The sequence below is a fragment of the Pandoraea sp. genome (assembly GCF_004297875.1).
In the GTDB taxonomy this organism is placed as follows: Bacteria; Pseudomonadota; Gammaproteobacteria; order Burkholderiales; family Burkholderiaceae; genus Pandoraea.
Genome location: NZ_SCSK01000050.1, coordinates 1 through 9762, shown reverse-complemented (window position 1 = coordinate 9762; position 9762 = coordinate 1). Strand labels below are relative to the sequence as shown.

At 61.9% G+C, this 9762-nt stretch carries 11 protein-coding genes and 2 pseudogenes; 10 read left to right on the top strand and 3 right to left on the bottom strand.

What is annotated here, in order from left to right; all coding sequences use genetic code 11:
- The 3 genes and pseudogenes from EPN80_RS15610 to EPN80_RS15600 form a co-directional block, all read left to right on the top strand.
- Positions 1–119 (top strand): annotated as a pseudogene (locus EPN80_RS15610) (IS630 family transposase); the annotation flags it as partial.
- A 188-nt stretch (positions 120–307) separates the two neighbouring features.
- Positions 308–616, top strand: coding sequence for a putative quinol monooxygenase (locus EPN80_RS15605; protein WP_293029203.1), 309 nt, complete (start codon positions 308–310; stop codon positions 614–616).
- 55 nt (positions 617–671) lie between these two features.
- Positions 672–1424: a GntR family transcriptional regulator gene (locus EPN80_RS15600; RefSeq protein ID WP_293029200.1), complete on the top strand. Its 753-nt coding sequence runs from the start codon at positions 672–674 to the stop codon at positions 1422–1424.
- Positions 1425–1481: 57 nt separating this feature from the next.
- Here EPN80_RS15600 and EPN80_RS15595 read toward each other — a convergent pair whose 3' ends face one another.
- Positions 1482–3110: an NAD(P)/FAD-dependent oxidoreductase gene (locus tag EPN80_RS15595; RefSeq protein ID WP_293029197.1), complete on the bottom strand. Its 1629-nt coding sequence runs from the start codon at positions 3108–3110 to the stop codon at positions 1482–1484.
- 441 nt (positions 3111–3551) lie between these two features.
- On the opposite strand from EPN80_RS15595, the gene EPN80_RS15590 reads away from it, so the two are divergent.
- From EPN80_RS15590 to EPN80_RS15570, 5 genes are all read left to right on the top strand, one after another.
- Positions 3552–4403 (top strand): SDR family oxidoreductase, encoded by an 852-nt coding sequence (locus EPN80_RS15590; RefSeq protein WP_293029194.1) that lies wholly within the window; start codon positions 3552–3554, stop codon positions 4401–4403.
- Positions 4400–5119: an SDR family NAD(P)-dependent oxidoreductase gene (locus EPN80_RS15585; protein ID WP_293029191.1), complete on the top strand. Its 720-nt coding sequence runs from the start codon at positions 4400–4402 to the stop codon at positions 5117–5119. The genes EPN80_RS15590 and EPN80_RS15585 overlap by 4 nt, the downstream gene beginning before the upstream one ends.
- Positions 5120–5191: 72 nt before the next feature.
- Positions 5192–6529: an MFS transporter gene (locus EPN80_RS15580; protein ID WP_293029187.1), complete on the top strand. Its 1338-nt coding sequence runs from the start codon at positions 5192–5194 to the stop codon at positions 6527–6529.
- Positions 6530–6713: 184 nt separating this feature from the next.
- Positions 6714–7307, top strand: a complete 594-nt coding sequence (locus tag EPN80_RS15575) for a YdeI family protein (RefSeq protein WP_293029184.1) — start codon at positions 6714–6716, stop codon at positions 7305–7307.
- Positions 7304–7534: an amidase family protein gene (locus EPN80_RS15570; protein WP_293029180.1), complete on the top strand. Its 231-nt coding sequence runs from the start codon at positions 7304–7306 to the stop codon at positions 7532–7534. Before EPN80_RS15575 ends, EPN80_RS15570 begins: the two co-directional genes overlap by 4 nt.
- Here EPN80_RS15570 and EPN80_RS15565 read toward each other — a convergent pair.
- A complete protein-coding gene (locus tag EPN80_RS15565) occupies positions 7528–8082 on the bottom strand; it encodes a GNAT family N-acetyltransferase (protein WP_293029177.1) in 555 nt (184 codons plus the stop codon). The two genes, EPN80_RS15570 and EPN80_RS15565, sit on opposite strands and share 7 nt — an antisense overlap.
- Positions 8083–8237: 155 nt before the next feature.
- Between EPN80_RS15565 and EPN80_RS15560 the strand changes: the two genes are divergently transcribed.
- Positions 8238–8870 (top strand): LysE family translocator, encoded by a 633-nt coding sequence (locus tag EPN80_RS15560; RefSeq protein ID WP_293029175.1) that lies wholly within the window; start codon positions 8238–8240, stop codon positions 8868–8870.
- A gap of 42 nt (positions 8871–8912) precedes the next feature.
- Positions 8913–9494, top strand: a complete 582-nt coding sequence (locus EPN80_RS15555; RefSeq protein WP_293029173.1) for an HNH endonuclease signature motif containing protein — start codon at positions 8913–8915, stop codon at positions 9492–9494.
- Between the two features lie 9 nt (positions 9495–9503).
- Here the strand turns inward: EPN80_RS15555 and EPN80_RS15550 are convergent.
- Positions 9504–9762 (bottom strand): annotated as a pseudogene (locus tag EPN80_RS15550) (hypothetical protein); the annotation flags it as partial.

The following is a 9762-nucleotide window of genomic DNA, read 5'->3' as shown; positions in this document are numbered from 1 at the left end:
CCCACCACAATACCAACCCCAAGCCATTCATCTGGACCAAGAGTGCGCGCGACATCCTGCAGAAGGTCATTCGCGCTAACAGTCACTTAAGTTCCAAACAGAATGGAACACTGCACTAGCGGGCAAAGCGTCCTTCGGCAAGGAGGTGTGGAGCCCGGGCATCGGCGATGGTGAGGTCACCCGACGCATCCGGGCGCTTGCCGCGCAGCGCCGACCGGCCAAGCGGCGAGCCGGCGACCCGCCGGGCCGAACAAGGCTATGATGCGATGCGAGATTGAACACCGAACCCACCAAGGAGAGTGCCCGGATGATTCACGTCATTGCCACCATCACGGCCCTGCCCGGCCAGCGCGACGCGGTGCTCGCGCTGTTCAACAAAAACCGCCCGGCGGTGCTCGCCGAGCAGGGATGCATCCGCTACGAGGCGGTCGTCGACGTACCGAATTTCGGCGCGATCCAGACCCCGCTCGGCGACGACACCTTCGCCATCATCGAGTGCTGGGAAAGCGCCGATGCGTTGAGAGCGCACGCGGCCTCGGCGCACATGGCGGAATACGGCCGCAATACCAAGCCGTTGCTGGCCAGCCGGGTGATTAACGTGTTGCAGGCGTGCTGAGCGCAAATCGCCCGCATCCGGCCGCAGAGCCTCACCCCGCGAACATCGTAACGACATGACCACCGACAATTTCTTTGAGCTCTATCAATCGAAAACCCCTGACAATCCGCTCAAGCACGAGTACTTGAAGGCGGTGATGATCGCGGCTATCGAGGACGGTCACTGGCTTGACGGTGATAAGTTGCCGACGGAGCAGACGCTGGCCGCGATTACTCCGTTCAGTCTGGGGACGATCCAGAAAGCGGTCGGCTCGCTGGTCAGCGAAGGCTACGTGCAGCGCAAGCGCGGCCGCGGCACCTTCATCATTCCCCGTGAAAAGCGCCTGGGCGCGCCCTGGATCTTCCAGATGCTTTCGGCCGACGGCGATCGCTTCATTCCCATGACCAGCTCGGTCACGCGGCGCGTCGAAGTCGAGTCGGATGCCGCGTGGGCTCGCTGGCTGTGCCGTGACAGCGATGATCGGCGCATCGTGCGCCTTGATCGCGTGATCGTGGCCGAAGATTACAACTTTCTCAGTTTCTTTTATATCGACGCGATGCGCTTCCCGCACTTCGCCGACGCGCCGCTCGAGACGTTGCGCAGCGAGAATTTCGTGCACTTGATCAAAGACCTCTACGATGTGTCGGTGTCAAGGATCATGCACACCGTGCGCACCGCGCTGTTGCCTCGCTATGTCGCCGAAGCGTTGGGCTTGCCCCACAAAACCTATGGCACGCACCTGGAGATCATGGGCAGCAGCCCCGCGGGTGAGCCGGTGTTCTATCAGCAGTTGTACCTGCCGGCCGGCGGCCCGCGCATCTCGATCTAGCGCGAGGGCCGCGGCTGGCACACGGCGCCGGCGGGTACGGCACCGCACGGCGTCGGTTCAATTGATCAGAAAACCCTCGTATTCCTTGCTGGCAATGTCGTTGCAGATATCTTTGTAATGCGCCATGCCGCCGGCATAAGGCATGAAAACCCGTGGCTTGCCGGGCACGTTGGCGCCGAGGTACCAGGACGAACTGGCCATCGGGAGCAGCGTCGCCTCCGCAGCTTCGTTGACATGCTGAACCCAGCGCTCGGCCGCGGTGACCGACGGTTCGATCCGCGTCGCACCCCGGTCGCGCATCCTGGCGATGCACTCGGTGATCCACTCGACATGCTGCTCGATGGCGATGGGCATATTCGTCAGCACCGACGGACTGCCCGGCCCCGTGATCGTGAACAGATTGGGAAAGCCCGGCGACTGCAGCCCGAGGTAAGTCCGCGGTCCATGCGCCCAGGCGTCTTTCAGGGGCAATCCGTTGCGGCCCTTGATATTCAGCGCGATCAGCGGCCCGGTCAGCGCATCGAAACCGGTGGCAAATACAATCATGTCCAGTTCAATGACGCCCTCGGTGGTGCGAATTCCCTGTGGCACGATCTCGACGATCGGCGTTGCCTTGAGGTCGACCAGCGCAACGTTATTCCGGTTGAAGGTCTCGAAGTAGCGGGTATCGATCGGCGGGCGCTTGGTCGCGTACAGGTGGTCGCGAGGCGTCAGCTTTTCCGCGGTCGCAGGATCCTTGACGATTTCACGGATTCTCTCGCGAATGAATTGCGATGCTGTCTCGTTGGCGGCCCGATCGGTCAACAGGTCTTTGAAAGTCGCCCGGAAGCGTAGCCCGCCGCGTTCCCACGCGGCACGATAAGCGGCTTCGCGCTCTTCGGCAGATACTTCGAGTGCGCTGCGTTCCGGGACGTCGAATGGGTGGCCGTTGATCGAGGCGCGCGCCTTGGCGCGAATCTGTTCGCGGTTGGCCGCGACCCAATCGCGAAAGCTCTGATCGATGGGGCCGTTGCGCGCCGGCACGCTGTAGTTCGCTGTTCTCTGCAATACGGTCAGGAACCGGGCCTGCTCCGCGATGACCGGCGCGGCCTGAATGCCGGTGGAGCCCGTGCCGATGAGCCCCACGCGCTTGCCTTCGAACGACACGCCGTTTTCGGGCCAGCGCCCCGTGTGGTAGTGCTCGCCCGCGAAACTGGCCAGGCCCGGAATCGATGGAATGTTCGCGGTGGACAGGCAGCCCACGGCGGTAATCAGAAACTGCGCCTTGAAACACTGACCGTGCTCAGTGAAGACGTGCCAGCTATTTTCCGTGTCGTCATAGCTCGCAGCGGTCACCTTCGTGCCGAGTTGTATGTTCGGCCTGAGCTCGAGCCGGTCCGCCACATGATTCAGATAGCGTCGAATCTCGTTGTGATCGGGATAGCGCTCGCTCCAGTGCCATTCATCCTGCAGCTCATCGGAGAACGTATAGCAGTAGTAGTAGCTTTCGGAGTCGCAGCGCGCGCCCGGATAGCGGTTCCAGTACCAGGTGCCGCCCACGCCGTCACCCGCCTCGAGCAGCCGCACGTTCAGGCCGAGGCGATCGCGCAGCAGATGAAGTTGATATAGACCTGAGAATCCGGCGCCGACGATGATGGCGTCGTATCGGCGTGCGGACTCAGTGTCGACGGCTCGCGTGTTGCTCATAACCTCTCTCCTTGTTGGACTTCAAATCATATCGAGTGAATGCCGGCCGCGCATCGCCGCGCGCAGCGCTGCCTCCTGATGGCTCGCTGCGCGCCCGAGGCGACGTTGCAGGGAATTTCGTCTCTCTGCATTTCAATTACTATATAGTAATAAAGATATGTCAATAGTCGTGATTGGCGTTTACCCGAATTCTCAAGCATCGCTCCAGGCGTAAAACTGATCACGCTTTCAGCTGAATATTCGGGGAATTTGGAGATCGTCTGGAACCGGGTGAGGGAGGCGGCAAATGCAGGGTTTTTCTAATTTACTACATAGTTTAAGAATTTCTCGGTATTTGCCGGCGACGGTTTTCGAGTCCGGTGCCGGGCTCGTCGCCCGATGGGGCGATACTGAGCCGCCGGAGTCCGGCAATGCTGCGCCCGGCCATTGGATGCGCGCCTCATGAGTGCGAATTCCACATTTCGTGCGCTCTCGGCCGTTGTCACCGGCGGCGGCAGCGGCATTGGTCTGGCAACGGTGCGGCTGCTTCTCGAGAGAGGCGCCAGCGCGGTAATCGTCGATCTGGACATCACGCGCGCCGAAGAACTCGCGTGCCGGTACCCGCGGCGGTTGCAGTGCTTCACCGCAAGCGTGACTGACGAGGCGCGACTCAGAGAGGTCTGCGAACTCGTATCTTGCTCGGTCGAGGTTCCGCTCAACGGGCTGGTCAATTGCGCTGGGATAGCGCCCACGCCCGCATCGATCGAAGACACGTCGCTCGAACAGTGGTCGCGCGTGCTCGAATCGCACCTGAGCGGCACCTATCTCGCATGCAAGGTGTTTGGCGGCGCTCTCGCGCAGTCAGGTGCCCCGGCATCCATCGTCAATCTCGCATCGGTGCTCGCGCATCGGCCGGGGCCGGTACTGGCCTATGGCGCGGCAAAGAGTGCGATCGTGAATCTGACCGAGGCGTTGGCCGCGCACTGGGCGGCGCGCCGGGTGCGCGTGAACGCGGTCGCACCGGGCTGGACCGACACGCCGTTTGTACGGCGCAACGGCCGCACCGACAAAGACTTCCAGGCGATCGTCGACGCCACGCCGCAAGCGCGCCTGCTCGATCCGACGGAGATCGCCGAAGTAATCCTGTTTCTGCTGTCGCCGGCCGCCAGCGCGGTCACGGGCGCGACGGTCAACTGCGACGGCGGGTACGTGGCCGGAACGGGATGGGCGCCCTACGGCGGCTTTCCGAACTCGCCCGCCGGTGCCGGCGGCCTGCCGGATTCGTCGATTCATCCACCTCGGGAGGCGGCATGACGGACTTCGATAACCAACGCGTCGTGATCGCCGGCGCGGCCGGCGGGATCGGCCTGCAAGTCACCGCGCTGCTTGCCGAGGCTGGCGCAGCGCTGCATCTGCTCGATATTCGCGACCCAGCGCAAGCCCAAGCGACCAATGCGGGACGTGGCGGCGTCGCTTCGGTGCATCGCTGCAATGTTGCCAGCCGTGCCGAGGTCGATGCGATCGCCGCGCGGATCGGCCCGGTCGACGTGCTGGTCGATGCCGCCGGGATCTGGCCGCAGGACGACTGGATGGCGGCTGATTGGGACGCGGCGTTCGATCGCGTGATCGATGTCAATCTGCGCGGGCCCATCAATCTGGTGCGCGCATTCATGCCGGCGATGATCGAGCGCCGCTATGGCCGGATCGTACTGTGCGGCTCGATTGCCGGCTGGGCTGGCGGACTGATGTCGAGCCCGCACTATGTGGCCAGCAAGGGCGGCATTCATGCGCTGGTGCGCTGGTTTGCCCAGCAGGCAACGCCGCATGGCGTTTGCGTCAACGGCGTCGCGCCGGGTCCGGTGGTCACACCCATGACCGAGGGCGCGCATCACGACCTGAACCGGTTCCCCCTGGGCCGGCTGGCTGAGCCGCGGGAAGTCGCGCACGCGATGCGCTTTCTGTGCAGCCGCGAGGCAAGCTATCTGTCGGGCACCGTGGTCGACGTCAACGGCGGCATCTATATGCGCTGAGCGACGACTGCGTATCGAGGCCGCCAGATGATCGCCGCGGTCCATTTCGGAGAAGAGAGGAGACATAAAATCATGCAATCGAATCGCGCTTCACTGGCATCCCCCAATACACTGAGCGTCGGCGCGGCCTGGCTGATCACATTCGCGGCCGGCTTTGGCCTGTTTTTCGATGCGTTCGCGTCGGTCATCTACACCGTCACCGTGCCACTGGTGGCCAAGGATTTCCATGTCTCGCCCCACGTGCTGGCAGGCACCTTCGGTTCGGTGTTTCTGATCGGCTATACCTTCGGCACCATTCTGTTCGGCGTACTCGCCGACCGGTTGGGCCGGCGCCTGACGCTGGGCGTGTCGATCGTCGGCTACGGTGTGGCGACCGCACTGACCGGTTTGTCGAATAACCTGCTGATGCTCGGCGGGTTGCGTTGCGTGACCGGCGTGGGCGGAGCCGGAGAGTTTTCGGTCGGGTTTCCATATGTGTCGGAAGTCTGGTCGCGCGCGAAGATGGCGCGAGCGATTGGCCTGACATATGCATTCTGGGGGCTCGGCTACTTTTTCACGATCTTCGTGTTCGAAACCCTGGTGCCGCGCTTTGGCTGGCGCGCATCGTATTTCTTCGCGCTGATTCCGACCGCGCTGATCCTGATTGCGCGGCTGCGGCTGGAGGAGTCGCCACGCTTCGTTCACGTGCTCGAGGCATTGAAGAAACTCAACACCAAGAAGACCACGCTCGGCCAGGCGTGGCGCATGCCAAAATATCGGCGCCGGCTGGGCGCGGCTATCCTGATCGCCATCGCAATCACCTATGGCTACTACGCGCTGGCGTTTTATCTGTCGGCCTACGTGGTCGGCACGTACCACATGACGCCGGCCAGTGCCGGCTGGTTCACGATGCTGTTCGTAGCGGGCGACATGTTCGGGATCCCGATCGCGGTGCTGGCCGCCAATCGTTTCGGGCGTCGCAGGTCGGCGCTGATTGGCGGCGTGATCGGTATGGTTGTGACCTTCCTTTGGTGGCAGGGCAATCTGTCGCTGCAATCGTTCGGCATTCTCGAGTTCCTCGGCTCGACCTTCATCGGGTTCGAATGGACCATCGCACTGATCGTGCTGTGCGAAATCTTCCCGACCGAAATTCGCGCGTCGGCCTTCGGCTGGTCTCTCGGCATCGGCCGGATCGTCTCGATCGCTGCCCCCTCGGTGACCGAACTGCTCGCCCACTACATCGGCCTGGAGCGCGCGATTCAATCGTCTGTGCTGATCTACCTGTGCCTGTTGATCGGCTTTCTCCTGTTGCCCGAATCGAAAACGATGGAATCGAGCGAGTTCGTGCTGTCGCCCGAGGACCTCGACGGCGAACTGGTGCTGGCCAGCGCCGGCAACCTGCAAGGCCGGGCGAATTTGGAGGTGCGGTGACGTGCGTCTCCAACAGCTGGATGGGACGCCGGTTTTTGGGGCGTGAGGTCTCGGCTCACATGGCGGCATACGCTCGTGATGCAAAGCCGCTGCTGGCGAGCCGGGCGATCAATGTACTGCAGCACTGCTAAGATGAGAACCCAGCGCGCAGCAGTCTATCGAGCCCACGCCCCTGGAGCCACGCATGACGTCTCGACCCAAGCCAGCCACACAGTTGCCGATCCATCGCTTCGAGCGGCAACAGGATTGGTCGGTCTGGCTGAACGAACATCACGCCACATCCCCCGGCGTATGGCTTCAGATCGCCAGGAAGCGAGCCGAAGCGTCGTCCGTCTCATACGAGGAGGCGATCGAAATCGCGCTTTGCTTCGGATGGATCGATGGACAAAAGAAAGCTCACAGCAAGCAGTTCTGGCTGCAGAAATTTACCCGGCGCTCGGACCAAAGCATTTGGTCGAAAATCAACAGGGAAAAAGCGCTGGCGCTGATCGAGGCGGGCGCCATGACGCCGGCCGGGCTCGCGGCGATCGAGCGCGCGAAGATCGACGGACGCTGGGACGCCGCCTACGACTCGGCCAGCAAGGCGACCGTGCCGGATGATTTTCAGGCGGAGCTCGACAGGAATCCGCGAGCAAAGGATTTCTTCGAGACGCTCGACAGCCGTAATCGATACGCAGTGCTTTTCCGGATTCAAACCGTCAAAAAAGCGGAAACCCGGGCCCGGAAAATTTCACAGTTCGTGCTCATGCTGGCGCGACACGAGAAAGTGCACTCGTGATACGGATCGACGGCGAGCTCCATCCGTATGGCCGCCAACTCGTGTGGCCCGGCGTTGCCGCGCTTGCCGACTTGCCGGCAGCGTCCGTTCCGATCGGTGTATCGTCGCAGGGGCTGCCGATCGGTGTGCAGATCGTCGGGCCGTTTCTGGCGGATCGCACGCTGCTCAAACTGGCTCAAATGATGGAAGCTGAATTCGGCGGGTTTGTTGCGCCTGCGGGTTATTGACCGGCCGCAACCGCCCCGTCTGCGCGCACGGCCGCCAGCGGATAAATATATCGCCGGGCGTTGACCGTATGGCCGCCCATTTGCTCGACCTTGGTGCCGGCCAATTGCCAGCCCTGGCGCTCATAGAATTCCATCGCCCGCCAGTTGCCTTCGAGGGCGTAGAGATAGAGCTGCGCCGCGCCAAGTTCGCGCGCCCAGTCCCGCACCGCGCGAATCATCAGCTTGCCGGCTCCGCAGCCCTGGTAATCCTTCAGGGCATGGAGGTTGTCGAGCAGGACTTCGCTTCCGGTGGCATCGCTTTGTTCCGCGCAGACGAAGCCTATCGGGGTGGTCGCGCAGCGCGCGACGAGGATCAGCCGATTGAATTCGGCTGGCTTGCCGAGGCGATCCGTCCAGTATGCCGCGCGCTCCGAGTCAACTTCCTTGTCGAGATACTGGTCGGGCAGCAGGCCTCGATACGTCGCCTGCCAACTCAGCGCATGAATTTTTGCAATCGTCGGCGCGTCGGCCGGCGTTGCGTGATCGAGCGATATGACAATCTCCGACATGTGCATCAGATTCCATGGGTGAGCAGGCTGCCAGTGTACCAATGGTCATTTCGGGATAACATGCGCTGACTTGCGTGGGATCCGTATACGCCAGGGTGAAAGCAGGCAACCCGGCGAGCCGCCGATCCTGTCCGAATGCACAGAAGGAGCCCCTCATGCATGGAAGCACGTTGCTTATTTTTTCCGCTGTGGCTTTTGTCGGTATCGCAACCCCCGGGCCAACGGTTTTGCTGGCGCTGACCAACGGCTCCCGCCACGGCCTGCGCCGCGCCGCCTATGGGTTCGCCGGCGCCGTCGCATCGGACTTCGTGTTGATCTTTGCGGTGGCGCTCGGACTCGGCGCGCTGCTCGCGGCGTCGGTGTTCTGGTTCACCGTGGTCAAGTGGGTGGGCGCAGTCTATCTCGGCTACATCGGCATCAGAATGATTTTGTCGAAGGGCTCATTGAGCGTCGCAAATATCGACGGCGATGCAACGCGCGGCAGCAACTCGGCGATCTTCCTGAAAAGCTTTTTGACCGCAGTCACCAACCCGAAGGGGTATCTGTTCTTCTCCGCGTTCCTGCCTCAGTTCATTGCGCCATCCGCGCCGCTGGCGCCGCAATATTTGGCGCTGGCCGCCACTTTCGCCGCGCTCGATTGCACGATCATGTTCGGATATTCGCTGCTCGGCGCGCGGGCGATTCGCTTGCTCAAGGCCTCGGGAGCGCTCTGGCTGGAGCGAATCTCCGGTGCCGCGCTGGTTGCGCTGGCCGGCTCGCTGGCCTTGTATCGGCGGCATGCGGCGTAGCGTGTGTGGGGAAGCGATCTGCGAGATCGGGGAGCGACTGCGATGGACTATCTTTCTCTATTCAGAATGCCAACCCCGATGAAGATCACGGGGCGTTCCTCGAGCATTACAAACGCGTTTATCAACGCAATCATTCCTGTCATACATCCCAGCGCTGAAGAAGTAAAACAGGCTCTGGAATTACTTGGAATGACGTTTGACACATTCCGGTGCGCATACTGCGGGGATGGTGTTTCGGAGTGGGATCACCTCCACCCGTTGGTCAAGGATAAGAAGCCGACAGGGTATATCTCGGAAATCCGCAACCTCGTGCCGTCGTGCGGAAAATGCAATCAATCAAAAGGCAACAAGGAGTGGAAGACCTGGATGCTGAGCAATGCCCGGCTATCGCCAACCGTCAGACGCATTCAGGACATCGTCCAAAGAATTGAGCGACTGGATGCTTACGAGAATTTCAAGGCGCCCACGAAAATGGATTTTGAGGCGATTGTCGGCAGCGAGGTTTGGGCGGCGCATCAAAATAACCTGAAGCAGCTCCAATCGCTGATGCATGAATCGCAGCAGCTCGCGGCACGAATGAATGCCGAAATTTTCAGCGCTTACAGGGCGAGCCGCCCGGTCTGAGGCGACTCCCTAGATCAGCTCCGCGGCGTCACGGATTCGCTGGGCAGTCGCGGGCAGGCCGCCGTGCTCCAGCGCCCGGGCGAAATTCTCCGGCGTGGCCTGTGGGGATTTCCAGCGCGCGCGCATGCGCTTGAAAGCAGTCATGGTCGAGTTATCGTCGAATCTGGTGTACGGAGGGAGGTCGGCGGAGGGCAGAGAAGGCGGTGGCAGTTGATGGAGAATATTGCTTGTCGAAGGCAACCCACAACTGGAACCCACCACCATGGCG